16 protein-coding genes are annotated in these 18,938 nt (G+C 72.8%); 6 read left to right on the top strand and 10 right to left on the bottom strand.

Annotated elements, in window-relative coordinates; genetic code table 11:
• The first annotated feature begins 28 nt into the window (after positions 1–28).
• Positions 29–1,456, top strand: a complete 1,428-nt coding sequence (locus IPL61_16160) for a hypothetical protein (GenBank protein MBK9032777.1) — start codon at positions 29–31, stop codon at positions 1,454–1,456.
• 40 nt (positions 1,457–1,496) lie between these two features.
• Here the strand turns inward: IPL61_16160 and IPL61_16155 are convergent, their stop codons facing one another.
• The gene (locus IPL61_16155; GenBank protein MBK9032776.1) at positions 1,497–1,928 is read right to left on the bottom strand and encodes a hypothetical protein; all 432 of its coding nucleotides are present in this window, start codon (positions 1,926–1,928) and stop codon (positions 1,497–1,499) included.
• Between the two features lie 465 nt (positions 1,929–2,393).
• Here IPL61_16155 and pdhA point away from each other — a divergent pair, with 465 nt between their 5' ends.
• From pdhA to lpdA, 4 genes are all read left to right on the top strand, one after another.
• Positions 2,394–3,395, top strand: coding sequence for a pyruvate dehydrogenase (acetyl-transferring) E1 component subunit alpha (gene pdhA, locus IPL61_16150; GenBank protein ID MBK9032775.1), 1,002 nt, complete (start codon positions 2,394–2,396; stop codon positions 3,393–3,395).
• Positions 3,396–3,397: 2 nt separating this feature from the next.
• A complete protein-coding gene (locus tag IPL61_16145; GenBank protein ID MBK9032774.1) occupies positions 3,398–4,381 on the top strand; it encodes a pyruvate dehydrogenase complex E1 component subunit beta in 984 nt (327 codons plus the stop codon).
• A gap of 76 nt (positions 4,382–4,457) precedes the next feature.
• A complete protein-coding gene (locus tag IPL61_16140; GenBank protein ID MBK9032773.1) occupies positions 4,458–5,810 on the top strand; it encodes a pyruvate dehydrogenase complex dihydrolipoamide acetyltransferase in 1,353 nt (450 codons plus the stop codon).
• On the top strand, positions 5,807–7,246 hold the full coding sequence (lpdA, locus tag IPL61_16135; protein MBK9032772.1) for a dihydrolipoyl dehydrogenase: 1,440 nt from the start codon (positions 5,807–5,809) through the stop codon (positions 7,244–7,246). The genes IPL61_16140 and lpdA overlap by 4 nt, the downstream gene beginning before the upstream one ends.
• Before the next feature lie 105 nt (positions 7,247–7,351).
• Here lpdA and IPL61_16130 read toward each other — a convergent pair whose 3' ends face one another.
• The 8 genes from IPL61_16130 to IPL61_16095 all read right to left on the bottom strand — a co-directional run bounded on the left by IPL61_16130 (position 7,352) and on the right by IPL61_16095 (position 16,246).
• The gene (locus IPL61_16130) at positions 7,352–8,245 is read right to left on the bottom strand and encodes a hypothetical protein (GenBank protein MBK9032771.1); all 894 of its coding nucleotides are present in this window, start codon (positions 8,243–8,245) and stop codon (positions 7,352–7,354) included.
• 155 nt (positions 8,246–8,400) lie between these two features.
• Positions 8,401–9,021, bottom strand: coding sequence for a YkgJ family cysteine cluster protein (locus tag IPL61_16125; protein MBK9032770.1), 621 nt, complete (start codon positions 9,019–9,021; stop codon positions 8,401–8,403).
• Positions 9,022–9,129: 108 nt separating this feature from the next.
• Positions 9,130–9,330 carry a hypothetical protein gene (locus IPL61_16120; protein MBK9032769.1) on the bottom strand — a complete coding sequence of 67 codons (201 nt, stop codon included), beginning with the start codon at positions 9,328–9,330 and terminating at the stop codon, positions 9,130–9,132.
• Positions 9,331–9,544: 214 nt separating this feature from the next.
• Positions 9,545–10,360, bottom strand: a complete 816-nt coding sequence (locus IPL61_16115) for an alpha/beta fold hydrolase (protein MBK9032768.1) — start codon at positions 10,358–10,360, stop codon at positions 9,545–9,547.
• Between the two features lie 125 nt (positions 10,361–10,485).
• The gene (locus IPL61_16110) at positions 10,486–12,387 is read right to left on the bottom strand and encodes a serine/threonine protein kinase (protein MBK9032767.1); all 1,902 of its coding nucleotides are present in this window, start codon (positions 12,385–12,387) and stop codon (positions 10,486–10,488) included.
• Between the two features lie 44 nt (positions 12,388–12,431).
• On the bottom strand, positions 12,432–14,330 hold the full coding sequence (locus tag IPL61_16105; GenBank protein MBK9032766.1) for a hypothetical protein: 1,899 nt from the start codon (positions 14,328–14,330) through the stop codon (positions 12,432–12,434).
• A complete protein-coding gene (locus IPL61_16100) occupies positions 14,327–14,776 on the bottom strand; it encodes a hypothetical protein (GenBank protein MBK9032765.1) in 450 nt (149 codons plus the stop codon). Before IPL61_16100 ends, IPL61_16105 begins: the two co-directional genes overlap by 4 nt.
• Before the next feature lie 573 nt (positions 14,777–15,349).
• The gene (locus IPL61_16095) at positions 15,350–16,246 is read right to left on the bottom strand and encodes a tetratricopeptide repeat protein (GenBank protein ID MBK9032764.1); all 897 of its coding nucleotides are present in this window, start codon (positions 16,244–16,246) and stop codon (positions 15,350–15,352) included.
• A 125-nt stretch (positions 16,247–16,371) separates the two neighbouring features.
• On the opposite strand from IPL61_16095, the gene IPL61_16090 reads away from it, so the two are divergent.
• Positions 16,372–17,946, top strand: a complete 1,575-nt coding sequence (locus IPL61_16090) for an acyl--CoA ligase (protein MBK9032763.1) — start codon at positions 16,372–16,374, stop codon at positions 17,944–17,946.
• 575 nt (positions 17,947–18,521) lie between these two features.
• Here the strand turns inward: IPL61_16090 and IPL61_16085 are convergent.
• The gene (locus tag IPL61_16085; protein ID MBK9032762.1) at positions 18,522–18,869 is read right to left on the bottom strand and encodes a hypothetical protein; all 348 of its coding nucleotides are present in this window, start codon (positions 18,867–18,869) and stop codon (positions 18,522–18,524) included.
• Between the last annotated feature and the right edge of the window lie 69 nt (positions 18,870–18,938).

The following is an 18,938-nucleotide window of genomic DNA, read 5'->3' as shown; positions in this document are numbered from 1 at the left end:
CGCCACGCCGGCGGTGTAGCGTCGCGCGATGCGCTCGGTCCGCACGCTCCCCGTCCTCGCCCTCGCTGCGCTCGCCGCCTGTGGTGGCGACGACGGCACCACGCCGCCGCCGATCGACGCCGCCGCGCCGCCGGCCTGGCAGCCGGGGCTGCCCGCGGCCGCGACGATGGGCGCGCGCCGAGGCCTGACGCCGGTGCGCGGCATCATCCACCTGCACTCGCCGTTCTCGCACGACGCCTGCGACGGCAACCCACGCCCCGGCCCCGGCGGCGAGATCGACGAGACCTGCCTGGCGCACCTGCGGGCAGCGCTGTGCACGCTCCACATCGGCTACGCGGCGCTGACCGATCACGACGCGTCGATGGCCGACGAGGACTTCGCGACCCTGTTCTCGGCCCGCGGCAGCGACGAGCTGATCATGGGCGCCAATGGCCCGATCGCGTCGCGGGTCCACTGCGCCGACGGGCACGCCGTGCTGCTCACCGTCGGCAGCGAGAACCCGATGATGCCGATCATGCTCGACCGCCACGTGCCCGGCACGGTCGCCGAGCGCCACGACGTCTACAACGCCGACACCCCGGCCGCGGTCGCGGCGTTCCACGACGCCGGCGCGCTGGTGTGGATCCCGCACACCGAACAGCGCACCACCGCGGCGCTGATCCCGCTCGCGCCCGACGGCATCGAGATCTACAACCTCCACGCCAACCTCGATCCCAACATCCGCCGCGATCACCTCGGCCTCGATCCCAACGCCGCGATCCAGGCGGTGATCGCGTTCGCCGAGCAGAGCCCCGAGGGCCCCGAGCCCGACCTCGCGCTGCTGTCGTTCCTCGAGCCCTCGACCCCGGCCCTGACCCGCTGGGACGAGCTGCTCGCCGCCGGCCTGCGCGTCACCGGCTCGGCCGGCACCGACGCCCACGAGAACACTCTGCCGATCATGCTGCGCGACGGCGAGCGCGGCGACTCCTACCGCCGGATGATGCGGTGGTTCGCCAACGTCGCGTTGACCACGCAGCCCGACGACCCGGTCGCGATCGAGGCCGCGCTCGCGGCCGGCCGCATGTTCGTCGCGTTCGAGCTGCTGGGCACGCCGGTCGGCTTCGACCTGGTCGCCACCGCTGGGGCCACCACCTTCGAGATGGGCGACGAGGTCCGCGCCGACGCCGGCGCGACGCTGACCCTGACGGTGCCGACCATCGCCGACCTCGCCGCCACGCTGCCGGCGCCGACGATCGCCGCGCGGGTCGTCCGGATCGACAGCGCCGGCGTCGCCGAGGTCGCGAGCGGCGCCGGCCCGACGCTCACGGTCGCGCTCGATCGCCCCGGCGCCTACCGCGCTGAGGTCCGGATGGTGCCGCGCCACCTGGGCCCGTACCTCGGCCTCCTGGGCCCGGCCTACAGCGAGCGCGAGCTACCGTGGATCTACGCCAACCCGATCTACGTCACCGCCCCGTAGGCCGGATCCGGCGCCCGACCACGGTCGGCGCGCCCGAGGATCAGCGCGGCGCCGGCAGATCGAGCGCGACCACGCCGCTCGAACCGACCGCGGTGCCCTCGACGAAGCCGAGACGGCCGCCGTCGGCGGCGAACGTGACCATCCGGACCACCGTGTAGCCGAGCGGCAGCTTGTCGTAGAAGAACGAGCCGGGTCCGCACGGCACCGGGGCCACGGTGTGCGCCGTGCCGACCGACGGATCGATCACGGTCAGCTCGAGCTCGCCGATGCCCGTGCACGACGACGCGCTAGCTGGCTGACCGGCGATGGTCCAGGTGACCCGCAGCGCGTAGGCCTCGGTCGCGCACTCCCCGACGCGGGTGCAGACCGCGCCGGCGCAGTCGCTGTCGCGGGCGCACGCGCCGCCGTCGACCGGCTCGAAGCAAGCGGCCAGCGGCAGGACCGCCAGGCAGGCGAGGACCAGCATGCGCACGGCGAAGATCGTAGCACGCGGGCCTCGACCGTCCACGCGTGATTCCGGCGCCGACGCCAGCGCCCGATCGGCTGACACCCGGGCGCCCGGCGCCAGTCCCAGTCCAAGTCCAAGTCCAAGTCTAGGTCCAAGTCCGCGTCCAAGTCCGCGTCCAAGTCCAAGTCCAAGTCCAAGTCCGAGTCCGAGTCGAGTCTAAGTCCGAGTCCAAGTCTGAGTCCGAGTCTGAGTCTGAGTCTGAGTCTGAGTCCGAGTCCGAGTCCGAGTCCGCGTCCGAGTCCGAGTCCGAGTCCGAGTCCGAGTCCGAGTCCGAGTCCGAGTCCGACGCCGGCGCAGGCGCCGCCTAGGGCAGCGCGCCGCCCGCTGGCCGCGCCGGCTGACGCGCCGCGCCATCGACCGGGCGATCGCACGCAAAAGCCGCGTCGCGCGAGTGCCACATCCGGGGCGAGTCGCTATGGTGCCGCACCCATGACCCTCCCAGATTCCGCTCGGGTCGAGCCCGAGCAGGCGGAGCCGACCACCGTCGACGAGCTGGCCCCGCTGTACCGCCAGATGCTCGCGATCCGCCGCATGGAGGAGGCCGCCGCCAAGGCCTACTCCCAGGGCAAGATCGGCGGCTTCCTCCACCTGATCATCGGGCAGGAGGCGGTGTGCGTCGGCTCGATCGCCACGCTCAAGCCCGAGGACTACGTGGTCGCGACCTACCGCGAGCACGGCCACGCCTACGCCAAGGGCATCGCCGCCCGGCCGATCATGGCCGAGCTCTACGGCAAGAAGACCGGGCTGGTGAAGGGCCTCGGCGGGTCGATGCACCTGTTCGACAAGGCCACCAACTTCCTCGGCGGCCACGGCATCGTCGGGGGCCACGTGCCGCTCGCCGCCGGCGCGGCGTTCGCGTCGAAGTACCGCGGCGACGGCCGCGTGACCGTCTGTTACTTCGGCGACGGCGCCGCCACGATCGGCGGCTTCGCCGAGGGCCTCGCGCTCGCGGCGCTGTGGAAGCTGCCGATCGTGCTCATCTGCGAGAACAACCAGTACTCGATGGGCACGCCGCTCTACCGCTCGCTCGCGGTCGAGGACGTGTCGCTCCGGGCGCTGGCCCACGGCATGGCCCGCGATCGCTTCGACGGCGACGACGTCATCCGGGTCAAGCGCCGGATCGCCGAGGCGGTCGAGCGCGCCCGTACCACCGGCGAGCCGTCGCTGGTCGAGATCGTCACCTACCGGTTCCGCGGCCACTCGATGAGCGACCCGGGCCTGTACCGCACCAAGGACGAGGTCGAGGAGTGGCGCCGCCGAGATCCGCTCAACCGCGCCCGCGAGCGCCTGATCGAGGTCGGGATCACCGCCGCGGCGCTCGACGCGCTCGAGGCCGACGTCAAGGCCGAGATCGAGGACGCGGTCCGGTTCGCGGAGGAGAGCCCCGCGGCCGACGCCTACCTGCCGTACGTCACGAAGGGAGCCCAGTAGCCATGGCGGTGATCAGCTACCGCGAGGCCTTGAACCAGGCCATGCGCGAGGAGATGGAGCGCGATCAGGACGTCTTCGTGATGGGCGAGGAGGTCGGCCACTACAACGGCGCCTACAAGGTCACGCAGGGCCTGCTGCAGCGCTTCAGCGAGCGGCGCGTCGTCGACACCCCGATCGCCGAGATGGGCTTCGCCGGGATCGGCGTCGGCGCCGCGATGGTCGGGCTGCGCCCGATCGTCGAGTTCATGACCTGGAACTTCTCGCTGGTCGCGATCGATCAGATCGTCAACAGCGCCGCCAAGATGTTCCAGATGAGCGGCGGCCAGTTCAACATCCCGATCGTGTTCCGCGGCCCGTCGGGGCCGGCGGTCCAGGTCGGATCGCAGCACAGCCAGGCGCTCGAGTCGTGGTACGCGCACGTGCCGGGCCTGGCGGTGGCGCTGCCGTCGACCGCGTACGACGCCAAGGGCCTGCTCAAGACCGCGATCCGCGACGACAACCCGGTCGTGTTCATGGAGGGCGAGACGCTCTACGGCACGACCGGCGAGGTGCCCGAGGCCGAGTACCTGATCCCGTTCGGGCAGGGCGACATCAAGCGCGCCGGCGCCGACATCACGCTCGTGGCGTGGTCGCGGATGGTCCACGTGTGCCTCGACGCCGCCAAGGTCCTGGCCGACGACGGCATCGACTGCGAGGTCGTCGACCCGCGCACGCTGCGGCCGCTCGACGTGCCGATCATCGTCGACAGCGTCCGGAAGACCGGGCGGTGCGTGATCGCCGAGGTCGGCTGGCCGTCGGCCGGCTTCGGCGCCGAGATCGCGTACCAGGTCCAGCGCCACTGTCTCGACGCGCTCGACGCGCCGGTCGAGCGGGTGTGCTCGGACGACGTACCGATGCCGTACGCCAAGAACCTCGAGGACGAGGTCCAGCCCCAGGTCGCCGACGTCGTGGCGGCGGTGCGGCGCGCGCTCTACCTCGACGCCTAGCCCCTAGCCGACGGCCGGCGACACCCGCGCGATCGGGGTCGCGGCCGCGCGAACGACGATCGAAGGACGACTCCCCATGGCGCAGATCATTGGACTCCCGAAGCTCTCTCCCACGATGGAGGAGGGCGTGCTGGTCAAGTGGGTGAAGAAGGTGGGCGACAAGGTGTCGCCCGGCGACCTGGTGGCCGAGGTCGAGACCGACAAGGCCAACATGGACTTCACGATCGAGGACGAGGGCACGGTCCTGCACCTGTTCGTCAAGGAGGGCGAGACGGTCAAGCTCGGCGCGCCGGTCGCCATCCTCGGCAAGCCCGGCGAGGACATCGCCGCGCTGATCGCCCAGGGCGCCGCGCCCGCCGCCGCGCCCGCCGCCGCGCCGCCCACCCCAGCCAAGCCCGCGCCCGTCGCCGCGTCGCCGGCCGCCGCCGCCAAGCCCGCGCCGGTCGCCGCCGCCGCCAAGCCCGCGCCGGTCGTCGCCGCCGCGCCCGGTCCCGGCCCGGCCCCGGGCGGCCGCCTGCTGGCGTCGCCGCTGGCCAAGACCCTCGCGGTCGAGCTCGGCATCGACCTCCGCACCGTGACCGGCTCCGGCCCCGGCGGCCGCATCGTCGAGCGCGACGTGCGCGCGGCCGCCAGCGACGGCCCCCGCGCCGTGGCCACGACCGCGATCGTCGCCGCCCCCGCCGTGGCGTCGACCGCGGCCGCGAGCGCCGACACCGCGCTCGCCACGGTCGGCGAGCAGGCCGGCGACTGGATCGACGTGCCGGCCTCCAACATGCGCAAGCGCATCGCGGCGCGCCTCACCGAGGCCAAGCGCGACGTGCCGCACTTCTACCTGATGCGCCGGTTCGATCCGGCGCCACTGCTGGCGTTCCGCACCCGCCTCAACGCGCTGCTCGGCGACCGCGGCAAGGTCTCGGTCAACGATCTGATCGTCAAGAGCGCGGCCCTGGCGCTGCGCCGGGTGCCCGCGTGCAACGCCGCGTGGGTCGGCGACGCGATCCGCCGCTACCAGCGCGTCCACGTCGGCATCGCCGTGGCCATCGAGGACGGCCTGGTCACGCCGGTGGTGCGCGACGCCGACCTCAAGGGCCTGGGCGTGGTCGCCGCCGAGGTCGCCGACCTGGCCAAGCGCGCCCGCGAGCGCGCGCTCAAGGGCCACGAGATCACCGGCTCGACGTTCACGGTCTCGAACCTGGGCATGTTCAACATCGAGCGCTTCACCGCGATCATCAACCCGCCCGAGGCCGCGATCCTCGCGGTCGGCGGCATCAGCGACGAGCCGGTCGTCAAGGACGGCGCGGTCGTGCCGGGCAAGCGCATGACGCTGACGCTCAGCTGCGACCACCGGGTCATCGACGGCGCGCTCGGCGCCAAGCTGCTGGCGGTGATCGTCGAGCAACTCGAGGCGCCGGAGGCGCTGGCGCTATGACCGCCGCGGCTCCCGATCCCAGCGCCCCGCTCGACGTGGTCGTCATCGGCTCTGGCCCCGGCGGCTACGTCGCCGCGATCCGCGCCGCCCAGCTCGGGCTCAAGGTCGCCTGCGTCGAGAAGGCCGAGCTCGGCGGCATCTGCCTCAACTGGGGCTGCATCCCGACCAAGGCCCTGCTCCGCACCGCCGAGGTGCTCGAGCTGCTCCACCGCGCCGGCGAGTTCGGCCTCAAGGCCGGCCCGGTCGAGGTCGACTTCCCGGCGGTGATCAAGCGCAGCCGCGACGTCGCCGCGAAGATCTCCAAGGGCGTCGCGTTCCTGCTCAAGAAGAACAACATCGAGCACGTCGCCGGCACCGCGACCCTGGCGCCGCGGCCCGGCGCCTGGCGCCCGCACCAGGTCGAGGTGGCGCTGGCCGCTGGCGGCACGCGCGTGCTCGAGGCGCGCCACGTCATCATCGCCACCGGCGCCCGGGCCAAGCCCCTGCCCGGCATCGTCTTCGACGGCGAGCGCATCGTCGAGTACCGCAAGGCCATGACCCTGCCGGCCCAGCCGCGGTCGCTGATCGTCATCGGCGCCGGCGCGATCGGCGTCGAGTTCGCGAGCTTCTACCGCGCGCTCGGCACCGAGGTCACGATCATCGAGTACCTGCCGCGGCTAGTGCCCAACGAGGACGCCGAGGTCTCGGCCGAGCTCAGCAAGGCCTTCGCCAAGCGCGGCATGAAGCTCCTGCTCGGCCACAAGATCACGCGCGCCGCCAGCGCCGGCGACCACGCGGTGGTCACGGTCGAGCCGGTCGACCCCGCGCAGGGTGGGCCGACCGAGCTGACGGCCGAGATCGTCCTGTGCGCCGCCGGCATCGCGCCCAACACCGAGGGCATCGGTCTCGAGCACCACGCGATCAAGCTCAACCGCGGCTTCATCGAGGTCGACGACCACCTGCGCTGCGGCGACGGCCTGTGGGCCATCGGCGACGTGATCGGCCGCGGCCTGGCCCACACCGCCTCGGCCGAGGGCGTCTGGGTCGCCGAGCAGATCGCCGGCGCGCCGACGGTCGCGGTCGACTACACGACGATCCCGGCGTGCACCTACTGCCACCCCGAGATCGCATCCGTGGGCCTGACCGAGGCCAAGGCCGCCGAGCGCGGCGTGCCGGTAAAGGTCGGCAAGTTCCCGTGGCGGCCGCTGGGCAAGGCGGTCGCCGCCGGCGAGTCCACCGGGTTCGTCAAGGTGCTGTGGCACGCCGAGACCGGCGCGCTGGTCGGCGCCCACATGATCGGCCCCGCGGTCACCGATCTGATCGCCGAGCTGACCCTGGCCAAGGCCACCGAGGTCAACGCCGAGAGCCTCGTCTACACGATCCACGCCCACCCGACCTTCGCCGAGGCGATCAAGGAAGCGACCGAGGCCGCGCTCGGCCACGCGATCCACCTGTGACCCGGCGGCCGCGGGCGGCGCCGCTCATGGCGACGGTCGTGGGCCCCGAAAATGCCACGGGCACCGCGCGCCGCGGTGCCCGTCAGGCTCGACCAGCGCGGTCGACTACAGCGCGTAGGCGGCGCGGATGCCGAGCACGCGGGCGTCGGCGGTGTTGCCCTTCCCGGCCAGGTTCGGGAAGTGGAAGTCGGCACCGACCGTCAGCTTCTCGTTGATGCCGTAGTTGGCGCCGACGCCGACCGGGATCCGGAAGGCGTCGCCGAAGCCGTCGAGCGGGCCCCCGATGCCGGTGTGCACGTACGCACCGATCTTGTCGTTGACCATGAACCACGCCCACACCGGCACGTCGAGGGACTCCTTGTTGCCAGCGTCGCGCTCGGTCAGGCCGATGCCGACGGACGGGTCGAACACGATCGCCAGCTTGTCCGACGCCATGTAGCGGCCGAGGGCGCCGACGCGGACGCGCGTGATGAACGGGTCGAACGACCCCACGTCGAAGCCGCCGTGGGCGGCCAGGCTGAACTTGTCGGCCATGATGCTGTAGAGCACGTCGAGGCCGACGTTGTCGTAGACCTTGGCGCAGCCGTTGTCGGTGCCCGCGAGGCAGATGCCGAGGCCCGGGGTCGGACGCGGGGTCGCCATTGTGGTGCCGAAGTCGTGGGTCAGGCCGACGGTCAGCTTGTCGTTGACGCCGTACGACACCGACGGTGCCAGGGAGAACGGCTTGCCGACCGCGTCGGCCGACATGTTGAGGTTGAACGTCGATCCGTGGATCAGGATCTTGCCCGCGCCGAGGGTCAGGCCGGGCGTCGCGGTGGCGCCTGCGCCGTCGTCGGTCGACATCGGCGCGGGCGCGGCCTCGGCCTCCCCGGTCTCGCCGGCCTCGCCGGTCTCGCCGCTCTCGTCGGAGCCCTCGTCGTCGCCCTGGGCGAACGCGGTGCTGATCGGCGCCGCGACGAGCGCGGCCGCAATAAACAGGGTCTTGGACAGTTGCTTCATCTCAGGTCTCCTCGATGCACGAACCTGGAGTGTGAGCCACGGACGGCCGCCAGTTCGGCGGCCCGAGCCTCCCACACGATCTTGCCCTCCGCAAATTTCCCAGCCGCCGACGGTGGGCTCTGCGTCGAGTTGTCACACGGGCTGGAGATCTCTCGTCAAGCTGGCTTGCGACGCTTGATCGTGATCTCGATCGGCTTCGACTCGACCCGCGCCAGCGGCGCCGGCACCTTGTTGTCCCAGTCGAGCCACACCCGCGGGTCGCGGCGACAGTCGTAGCTCCGGCAGGTCGCGGGCCGGTGCTGGTAGACGCCGCAGCCGTGGGTCGCGGGATCGTTGTGGGCGCAGTAGCCGTCGGCGCGCTGGCGGATCACGTACGGCTGATCGTAGCGCCAGCGCACGACGCCCTCGTCGAGATCCTGCGCCGACAGCGGGAAGCTCATCTTGCAGCACCGGCCGTGGCACAGGGGCATGAGCGCGTCGCAGTCGATGCCCGGGTCGGGGATGCCGTACTTGTCGATCGGATCGTGGAGCTGGACGTCGAGGTGCTCGCGGACCCGGCTGCGCGCGACGCGGGTCGCGTGCGCGAGCTGATCGTCGATCGCCTCGTCGGTGATCGCCCCGGCCTCGATCAGCGCCGCCATCAGCGCCTCGATCGTCGCCTCGAGGCGGACGAAGTCGGCCCGCTGCCGGGTCGCGAGGGTGTAGGCCGAGCGCAGCCCGGCGTCGAGGTCGGCCCGCGCCGCGGGCGGATCCGAGCGTCCGTCGTCATCGGCCATCCCCGATCGATATCACGGCGGCCGCGTCGCGACGGCGGCCGCGTCGAGTCGGCCGGTCAGCGGCCGAGCCGCGGCCGCGCCGCGGCCGGTCCGTCGCCCGTCGCCCGGTCAGTGGTGGCCGGGGCCGTGGGGATGGCTGTGGCACACCTGCTTGTGGTGCTTGCCGCCGCGATCGTGGCAGTGCTCGTGGCGGTGGCTGGCGGGGTGGCCCTGGGCGTGGGCGGGGTGCGTCCGGGTCCGGACGAGGCAGCCGGCCGAGGTGGACAGGGCGATGCCTGCGACGGCCAGGATGAGAGCGAAGCGGCGCATACCTGGTTGGTCGTGCAGACCAGGCCGAAGGTCGCAGCCGATCGGCGCACCTGGGCCCGGCGCTCGGCCGCGGGCATGTGTGCGCGGGCGCGGCCCAGGCGTCGTCGACGGATGCCCGTGGCCACCACCGTCGCGCGCCCGGACGACGACCGCGTCGCGCCCCCCGCGGGCGAGCTGGCGCCGGGCTCGTCGTCCGCTCACGCGCGCGTGAGCGTCAGGCCCGCGCGGCGTTGGCGGCGATCGCGCCGACCAGCTCGTCCCACACGCCCGGCGGCATGTGGTGGCCCATGCCCTCGACGACGTGCAGGCGCGCGCCAGGGATGGCCCGGGCCGTGGCCTTGCCGCCGGCCACGACCAGCAGCGGATCCGCGGCGCCGTGGAAGACCAGCGTCGGCGTGCGGATCGTCTGGAGCCGCGCGGTCCGATCGCCGGACGCCGCGACCGCGGCCATGTGCCGACAGAAGCCGCGCGGCGACGGCTTGCGCTCGAACGCCTGCCGGCCGAGCCGGCGCAGCGCCTCGTCGTCGGGCTCGAACCGCGGCCCGCCGATCGTGCGGAAGAGCCGCACCGTGTACTCGGCCGACTCCTCGGCGGTGCGCGGCGGCTTGCCGAGCAGCGCGCCCAGCGCCCGCGGCCGCGCCCGCACGCCGTAGCGCCGGGCCCCGGTGGTCGACATGATCGACACCAGCGACGCCAGGCGATCGCCGTGCTCGAACCCGAGGTGCTGCGCGATCATGCCGCCCATCGACGCGCCGACCACGTGCACGCGGTCCCAGCCGAGGTGATCGACCAGCCCGACGACGTCGTCGGCCATCGCCGACAGCGTGTACGGCGCGTCGACCCGCAGCCCCAGGAGCCCGCGCGCGATCGAGCGGCCCGGGCGCGGCACCGGCAGGTGATCGAGCCGGGTCGACTCGCCGATGTCGCGGTGATCGAACCGCACCACCGCGAACCCGCGATCGGCCAGGCGCCCGCACAGGCGATCGTCCCAGAAGATCCGCTGGGCGCCGATGCCCATGATCAGCACCATGCGCCGCGGGCCGCCGTCGAAGACGTCGAACGCCAGCTCGACGTCGCCGACCCGGGCCCGACCGGTGCGGTTGGGGGTGATCGCCGCGTGCGCCGGCGCGGGCGGCGCGGACACCTCGGTGTCGGTCACGGCCCGCCCGCGCCGCCGACCGGCTTGAGCGGGATCAGATCGGGATCGTCGTCGGGCGGCTTGACGACCGGCCCATCGGAGCCGCCGCCGGCCGGCGTGGCCGAGCCGCTGCCCGCGGTGGTGTTGCTGCCGCGCCCAGCCGAGCCCGAGCCCCGGTGCTTGCCGGTGCCCGCGCTCGGCGTCGTGACCGGCCCATCCGGCGTGACCGGCGGGGTCACGCTGCCGGCCACGGCCGAGCCCGAGCCGTGGCCCGCCGGCTTCTTGCCGCCGCGCGGCACCACCTCGACCGCGGGCTCCGGCGCCGCGGCGCCGTCGAGCGGCTTGAGCTCGACGGTGTAGACCACGTCCTCGTTCGGCACCAGCTCGATCATCTTGCCGCCGAAGCCGTCCTTGCGCAGCGTGAACCGCCGCGGCGCGCGCGCGCCCGGCAGCTCGAAGTCGAACGGCGTCAGGCCGACGACCTCCTTGGTGGTCATGTCGTAGATCTCGGCGCCGGCCGGGTTGCTCGCGAGCGAGATCGTCACCCGCGCTGGCAGCGCCGCCTCGACCACCGCGGCCGCGGTGCCGGGCCCGGTCGGCGGGGTCACGGCGGTGCCGGTCGCGGTGCCGGCGGCCGGCGGCGCGGCCGACGCGCCGTTGCCCTTGCCGAGCACCAGCACGGCGCCGACCGCGAGCGCCGCGACCACCGCGACGCCGCCGAGCAGCAGCGGCACCTTCGACGGCGGCGGCCGCGGCAGCGGCTCGTCGTCGGTCGGCACCGCCACCTGCCCCTTCCACTCGGTGCGGACCGGCGGGGCGCTGCGCGGCGCCTGCGACTGCACGCGCGGCACCGTCGGCTCGTTGACCGGCTGCGCGTCCTCGCCGTGCAGCGCACGGATCGCGTTGGCCATCTCGTCGATGGTCTCCCAGCGCTCGGCCCGGCTCTTCGCCAGCGCCTTGGTGACGATCGCCGCGATCTCCTGGGGCGCCCCGATCTCGGCCAGCACCGCCGGATCGATCGTCGGCGGCGGCTCGGTCAGGTGCAGGCTCAGGATGCCCATGAAGTTCTCGGCTTCGAACGGGACCTTGCCGGTGACGAGCTGGTGGAGGATGCAACCCATCGCGTAGATGTCGACGCGGTGGTCGACGTTCTCGCCGCGGGCCTGCTCGGGCGACATGTACTCGGGCGTCCCGAACAGCATGCCGGTGCGGGTCAGCTTGCGATCGCCCTCGCCGACCTCGGTCAGCTTGGCGATGCCGAAGTCGAGCAGCTTGACGAAGTCCTTGTGACCGAGCCACTCGACCAGGTAGATGTTCTCGGGCTTGAGGTCGCGGTGGATGATGCCGTGCCCGTGGGCCGCCGACAGCGCCGCGCAGATCTGCAGGAAGATCTTGCGGCTCCGCTCCCAGGGCAGCCGGGTCTTGGCCAGGCGCGCGCGCGCGATCTCCTCGTGGAGATCGTGCCCCTGCAGCAGCTCCATCGCGAAGAACACCATGCCGTCGGGCGTCGACCCGAAGTCGGAGATGTCGATCACGTTCTCGTGGCGGATGCGCGAGGCCGCGCGCGCCTCCTGCATGAACCGCTCGACCAGGTCGGGCTTGCGCGCGAACTCGCCGTGCAGGACCTTGAGCGCGACCGCCTTCTCGAGCACGGTGTGCTGCGCCAGGTAGACCGCGCCCATGCCGCCCTCGCCCAGCTTCTTCTGGATCAAGTAGCGGCCGCCGAGCGCCTGCCCGATCAGCGGATCCGCCGGGGCGACGTACACCGGCGCGGCGCTCTGGGTCAGCGGCTTGACGTCGCCGGCCTGCGTCGACTCGCCCCAGCTCGGCGCGGGCGTCGGGTTCGGCACGGCCACGCTGTTGCCGGATCCCGCCGGCGCCGGGGTCCCCATCCGGGTCTTCTTGTCGGGATCGCTCACCGTGGCCGATCGTACCACGCCGCTCGCACCGTCAGCGGGTGATCTCAGGGCCGGGCGCCGGCCTCCTCGGCCAGCTCGGCGCCGCGGATCATCGCCGAGCACACGTGCTGGACGTAGTCGATCCGGACCGTCCGATCGACCGGGTTGGTCGAGATGCCGCCGAACCCGCGCGCGGCCGGGATGACCGGGTAGTCGTTGTGCGGGCCGAGCTGCTGCGCCAGCAGGTAGCCGAGGGTCTCGAGGATGTCGTGGCGCAAGGCCGCGCTCGGGTGGCCGGCCGCCTTGCCCAGCAGGTAGGTCGAGATGCGCGCCTCGGTGTGCGAGCCGGCCGGCGTGTTCTGCGGCATCACGAACGGCGTGAGGTTGTGCGAGCCGACGAGGTCGGGCTGGTCGGGGTAGTCGCCGGGCCGGGCCTGGCTCTGGCCCCAGAACCGCGCCAGGCCGTTGCAGAAGTCGCGGTACCGGGCCTTCTGCTTGTACGGGATCAGGGCCTCGGACGCGATGCAGGTCCAGTGCTCCTCGCCGTAGAGGAACCCGCCGACGAAGAAGTCGTACCAGGCCACGAGCCAGTCGAGCGCGCGCTCGGACGCCTGGGCGTAGCGCTCGTCGCCGGTGATCGCGTACATGCGCGCCAGCGCCAGCGCGGCCTCGCCCGAGAAGTACAGGAGCATGGTCTTGTCGTCGGCGACGCCCGACTTGACGTCGTAGAGGTGGCGGAACGACCCGTCGGACCGCTGCATCCACAGGATCCACTCGGCCAGCGTGGTCGCCAGCGGCAGGAACCGCCGGTCGTCAGTGGCGCGCTGGTACTCGGCCAGCGCCACGACGCCCAGCGCCGTCGAGCCGAGGTTGCCGGTGCGCTCGCCGCGATCGATCACGCAGGCGATCGCGCGGCCGTCGGGCAGCGTGCGCTTGCAGCCGCCGTCCTCGACCAGCCTGCCGAGGAGGCCGGCCGCGCGCTCGACCGGCTCGAGCAGCCACGGCGCCTTGGTGTGACGGTAGACCTCGGCCAGGAAGTAGGTGGTGCCGGCGTGGCGCGGCAGGCTGTAGCCAGGGCTGGCGCGGCCGTTGGTCAGGTTCTGCTCGTAGATGTAGCGACCGTCGCTGCCGAGGTGGTTGACCAGGTAGCGCGCGCCGGCCAGCGCCGCGGCGCGCAAGGTCGCGGGGTTGACCGGCGGGCCAGGCGGCAGGCCGCGGTACAGCGCCAGCGGCGGCGTGACGCCGTCCGGCGCCTCGAGGAACGCGTCGGTCCGGAACCGAAAGTAGCGGCGGCGCTGCTGGCTCCACTGCGCCATCGGCACCTGGGCCCGGGCCGCGAACAAGGTCTCGGCCCGCTTGAAGTCGACGCCCATGCCGACCTCGGGCACGAGGTTGGTGAGCGGCTTCTTGGCCAGCAGGCCCTCGAGGAACATCTCGTCGGGCAGGAGCAGGTAGGTCGGATCGTCGCCGGGCTGCGCCACCGCGACGCCGAGGCCGTCGACGCCGGGGTGGAGCGCGACGAGCTGGATGATCGAGTGATCGCGCTCGACCGGCCCGCGGCCCACCACCACGTCGACCTTCCAGCGGGCCCGGGCGCGGGCGGCGGCGCCGACCTGCTCGATCAACGGGTGCTGGCTCGCGAGCGCGGCGGCGGCCTGGACGCCCTCGGCGATCGTGCCGCCGTAGCCCTCGACCCGGCCGACGACGTTGCCGTCGAGCCACAGGGTCGCGACCACCGGGCCGCCGTCAGGCAAGCGCCGGCGCAGCTCGGGGTGATCGGGCGCCAGCGCACGATCATCGAGCGCCGCGCGCAGGGTCGCCACGACCGCGGCCCGCGCCTCGGGCGACAGCCGCGGCGGCACGTCGATCCGCCAGTGCCGGTAGACCACCGCGACCCAGCCCAGCAGGATCGCCGACGGCAGGATCCACACCGCCGCCAGCGCCAGCGCCCGTCGGCGGGTCACGCCCGCGCCTTCACCGGCAGCCCGTAGGCGCGCCGGCCGGCCCGGGTCAGCGCCCACTTCAGCTGCAGCGTCGGCAAGAACGCGACCGCCTCGATCACCAGGAACACCGCCAGCAGCGCGCCCGACGCCGCGGCCTTGCCGAACGCGCCGTAGACGCCCGACAGGTACGACGCGGTGGTGAGCAGCACGATCACCAGGCCGACCGTCCACACCAGCAGGGTCGCGCCGCCGGCGATCGTCAGCCACCAGCCCCAGGCGCGGCCGAACGCGGTGCCGACCGCCATCATCGTCGTCGCCATCGGCAGGATGTAGAGCACCAGGCGCGCGCTGGCGTGGCGGTTGTGGAGCGTGTCCGCCAGCAGGACCAGGTAGAGGATCGTCAACGCCACGTCGATGCCGACGTAGATGAAGCGGCGCGGGTCGCGGCGCGCGGGTGCGACGGGCATGGGGGGAGGACTCTACCCTCAGTGCCTCCAGGTTTTCCCCGTGGAGCGCCGAATCCACGCGCCGAGCGCCTCGCGCCGCAGCGGCGTCCCCGACGCCCGTCACCGAACCGGAACCGATCCCGATCCCGATCCCGATCCCGATGCCCGACCCCGATCCCGATGCCCGATCCCGATCCCGATCCCGATCCCGATCCCCGATCCCGATCCGATCCGATCCCCGATCCCGACCCCGATCCGCCCCGACCCCCACCCCGATCCCGACCCCCGATCCCGATGCCCGACCCCGATCCCGATCCCGACCCCGATCCCGATCCCGACCTCGACCCCGACCCCGACCCCGATCCCGATCCCGATCCCGATGCCCGATCCCGACCCCGATCCCGATCCCTCAGGCAGGCTGACCACAGCTTGCCCGAGCCACCGTCGTGGTCCGGGGCGCGACCGCGTGACCGCGGACCTCCGCGTTCCAGGCCTCCCTCGCAGCGCACGGCTCGCCGTGCGGATCCCGAAGGGCACCGCATCGCGGGGCGAGATCGACGCCCCCAACCGCGCCGCGACCGCGCGGCCACCGCGTCAGTTGGTCGGCTTGCCCGCCCGCGCCAGCGCCATGGCCTTGCGGCGGGCCGCGACCGCCAGCGGGTGCTGGGCCGCCGCGCTGGCGAACTTGTCGTACTCCTTGCGGGCCGCCTCGAGATCGCCCGCGGCCTCGAGCGCCGACGCCAGGTAGTAGCGGGCGTCGGTCGCGCCGGCCTGCTCGACCCGGCCGGCCAGCGCCAGCTCGAGCTCGTGCCGGGCCTCCTTGGCGGCGCCGGTCTTGACCAGCGCGACGCCCAGGAAGTAGCGCATCTGCGCGGCGCGCGGGCCCTCGTCCTCGTAGGCCAGCGCCCGGCGCAGCTCGGAGATCGCCTTGGCGTGATCACCGGCGCGGGCGGCGTCGAGGCCGGTCAGGTAGCCGGCGTCGATGATCTCCTCGCGCGCCTGCTTGTGGGCCTGCTCGAAGACCGCGCGCTCGGTCGCGGTGAGCAGCGCCTGGTCGAGCTCGCCGTAGCGGGCCACCGCCTCGGTGCGCTTGCCCGCGGTCACGAGCTGGTAGTACTCGAAGGCGTGGTCGGCGCCGGTGGTCCGGGCCACGAGCTGATCGTCGAGGGTCTTGGCCCGGGCCCGGGCCAGATCGCGCTCGGCGACGGCGCTGTCGCGGGCCCGCACCAGCTCGCCGGCCCGGGACCGGTACAGCACCAGCATGGCGCCGCCGAGGATCGCCGTGAACAGCAGGTAGGCCACGAACGAGTTGACGCTCACCCAGCGGTCCCGCCCGCGCTGGAGCGTGACGACCCGCGCCACCGACTCGGCCAGCTCCGCCAGCCCCTGCTGGCTCTTGCGCAGCACGGTGCCGTGATCGTCGAGGCGACGCCGCAGCCCGTCGAGGTCGGCGCGCAGGTCGGTGCCGGGATCGTCGTCGGTCGGCTCCATGGGGCGCCGAGTATGGCCAACCCACGTCCGGGATCAAGGCCGTCCAGCTTTCGTCGAATCGCGCCTTGAGGGTCCGGACGGACGCTGCTACAGTGCCGCGCGGCGCGCTCTGTGCGCCCGCCACCATGCCCCTCCTCTACGACTGGCTCAGCAAGGCCGCCAAAGCGCAAGGGAGCCAGAAGAAGGCTCTGGTCTACCGCGACAACTATCTGTCGTGGCGAGGGCTGCTCGAACGCGTCGATCGCCGAGCGCAAGAGTTCAAGGCGATGGGCATCAAGGACGGCGCGTGGGTCGGGCTGATGCTCGGCAACGTGCCCGACTTCGTCGTCCTGGCGCTGGCGCTGTCCAAGCTGGGCGCGGCGATCGTCCCGATCGATCCCACCACCGGCGCCCGCGAGCTCGAGCTGATGTTGACCGCAGCGCCCCTGCGCGCGCTGGTGACCCGGCCGCGCGGCTCCGAGGGCGCGATCAGCGCCAGCGGGCAGACCACGCCGCCGCCGCCCACGCAGCCCGCGGCGTCGTCACCCCGGCCCCGGAGCGCGCGCACGACCGTGCCGCCGGCGCCGGGCGGTGGTGCGATCGGCGCCGCCAGCGCCGCCGGCGGCGTGTCGGCCAACCCCGAGGCCGGCGCCGAGGTCCGCCGCCGCCTCCAGGGCACGCTGCTCACCTGCAGCGTCTACAAGCACAACCAGCTCGACCTCAGCGTCGAGCCGCTGGCGATCCTGTTCACCTCCGACTCGCTGGGTGACCCCAAGGCGGTGCTGCGCACCGAGAAGAACACCCAGGCCTCGGTCGACCAGGCGATCGCCGCGCTGTCGCTCGACACCGACAGCCGCATGCTGGTCGCGGTGCCGCTGTTCCACGCGTACGGGTGGGACCTGGGCCTCTTGCCGACGCTGCGGCTGGGCGCGACGATGTACCTTGAGGAGGAGCTGTCGGCGCGCCGCATCGGCAAGCTCATCCGCGAGCACAAGATCGACGTGCTCCCCGGCACCCCGCAGATCTACGCCGACCTGTGCCGGCAACCGACCGCCAAGAAGCTCGAGGTCGACAACCCGCGCTTCCTCGCGGCCGGCTCCCGCCTCGATCCGCTCGTCGCCGAGGACTTCGCCGCCAAGTACGGCATCAAGCTCCTGTCCTGCTACCACTCGACCGAGGCCTCGACCATCGCCCTCGACGCCACCGGCAAGACGCCGGCGTCGGTCGGCAAGACCCTGACCGGGGTCGACGTGCGGATCAGCGGCACCGACGGCAAGCCGGTCGTCGGCAAGGAGGGCCTGGTCTGGGTCCGGTCCAAGGCGCTGTCGCCGCACGCGCTGGGCCCCTACGACCACGAGGTCGGCAAGACGCCGAGCCGGCCCGGCATCGGCGCCATCGACAAGCAGGGCTGGTTCCGCTCGGGCGATCGCGGCAAGCTCGACAAGACCGGCCGCCTGTTCTTGACCGGGCGCGAGGACGACGTCGTCAAGGTCGAGGGCAAGCGCGTCGCGCTCGGCGAGGTCGAGGGCTGCCTCGAGTCGTTCCCCAAGGTCAAGCAGGCTCAGGCGCTGGTGATCGACGACCCGCTGGTCGGCGCCATGGTCATCGCGCGCGTCGTGTCCAAGTCGCGCTGCCTGCCCGAAGAGATCATCGACCACTGCGCGCGCAACCTCGCCCCCTACAAGGTCCCGCGCCGCATCGAGTTCTGCGACGTGATTTGATAGGAGGGCTTTCTCGTAATTTTCAGAGGGGCTTTCGCAAAGCCCCTCCCCCGGCATTCGCCGGGGCCCCCACCCGAAACGGCCCGGAGCGTGGCCCCGGACGGTGATCGTGCGAGCGGGATTTGGCGGCCGATCCAGATCCCGTACTCCGATTCAGACTCCGATTCAGACTCCGATCCCGACTCCGATCCCGGATCCCGATCCCGGATCCCGGATCCCGACTCCGATCCCGGATCCCGACTCCGATCCCGGATCCCGATCCCGGATCCTGACTCCGATCCCGGATCCCGATCCCGACTCCGATCCGATCCGATCCCGATCCCTGGATCCTGATCCCGATCCTGACCGATCCGGATCCGATCCCGATCCTGGATCCGATCCTGACCCGATCCGGATCCGATCCCGATCCCGATCCGGATCCCGATCCCGATCCGGATCCCGACTCCGATCCGGATCCGGATCCCGACTCCGATCCGACTCCCGATCCCGGATCCCGCCCCCGATCGCGATCGCGATCCCGACGCCGATCCGGATCCCGATCCCGCAGGCCGATCCCGATCCCCTACGCCCCGTTCTCAGGGCTGGCCGGTGGGATGGAGGATCTTCTGCACGCACGTCTCCATGGCGGCCATGGTCTTGTCGGCGGCGGCCTGCTGGGCGGGCGTGGAGGGCGTCAGGCTCAGCGCGGGCCCCTCGCGCAGGAGCCAGTTGCGCATCTCGCGCTCGACGCCCTGGACGCAGGCCGGCTCGACGCAGGCGCACGCGGTGTCGCGGTAGCTCTCGAGCTTGGCGAGGATCACGGCGGGACCGCCGACGCCGGCGTCGAGCGGGCCAGTGCCGGCGCCGGGCGCGGGCGCGGGCGACGACGACTTCTGGCACGCGACCGCGGTGAACACGAGCGACAACAGTAGAGCGACGCGCATCGGCGGCACTATACCGGCCCGCCGACGCGGCGGGAGGTGCGTCGCCGGTCCAGCGACGCGGTCCGATGC

The organism is Myxococcales bacterium (assembly GCA_016717005.1).
Lineage (GTDB): Bacteria > Myxococcota_A > Polyangia > Haliangiales > Haliangiaceae > UBA2376.
This window is presented reverse-complemented; position numbering and strand designations above follow the sequence as displayed.

Excerpts from the sequence above, each read along its gene's own strand:
- IPL61_16160 (MBK9032777.1), top strand. The coding sequence starts at position 29 with ATGCGCTCGGTCCGCACGCTCCCCGTCCTCGCCCTCGCTGCGCTCGCC.
- pdhA (MBK9032775.1), top strand. The coding sequence starts at position 2,394 with ATGACCCTCCCAGATTCCGCTCGGGTCGAGCCCGAGCAGGCGGAGCCG.
- IPL61_16145 (MBK9032774.1), top strand. The coding sequence starts at position 3,398 with ATGGCGGTGATCAGCTACCGCGAGGCCTTGAACCAGGCCATGCGCGAG.
- IPL61_16140 (MBK9032773.1), top strand. The coding sequence starts at position 4,458 with ATGGCGCAGATCATTGGACTCCCGAAGCTCTCTCCCACGATGGAGGAG.
- lpdA (MBK9032772.1), top strand. The coding sequence starts at position 5,807 with ATGACCGCCGCGGCTCCCGATCCCAGCGCCCCGCTCGACGTGGTCGTC.
- IPL61_16130 (MBK9032771.1), bottom strand. The coding sequence starts at position 8,245 with ATGAAGCAACTGTCCAAGACCCTGTTTATTGCGGCCGCGCTCGTCGCG.
- IPL61_16125 (MBK9032770.1), bottom strand. The coding sequence starts at position 9,021 with ATGGCCGATGACGACGGACGCTCGGATCCGCCCGCGGCGCGGGCCGAC.
- IPL61_16120 (MBK9032769.1), bottom strand. The coding sequence starts at position 9,330 with ATGCGCCGCTTCGCTCTCATCCTGGCCGTCGCAGGCATCGCCCTGTCC.
- IPL61_16115 (MBK9032768.1), bottom strand. The coding sequence starts at position 10,360 with ATGGTGCTGATCATGGGCATCGGCGCCCAGCGGATCTTCTGGGACGAT.
- IPL61_16100 (MBK9032765.1), bottom strand. The coding sequence starts at position 14,776 with ATGCCCGTCGCACCCGCGCGCCGCGACCCGCGCCGCTTCATCTACGTC.
- IPL61_16095 (MBK9032764.1), bottom strand. The coding sequence starts at position 16,246 with ATGGAGCCGACCGACGACGATCCCGGCACCGACCTGCGCGCCGACCTC.
- IPL61_16090 (MBK9032763.1), top strand. The coding sequence starts at position 16,372 with ATGCCCCTCCTCTACGACTGGCTCAGCAAGGCCGCCAAAGCGCAAGGG.
- IPL61_16085 (MBK9032762.1), bottom strand. The coding sequence starts at position 18,869 with ATGCGCGTCGCTCTACTGTTGTCGCTCGTGTTCACCGCGGTCGCGTGC.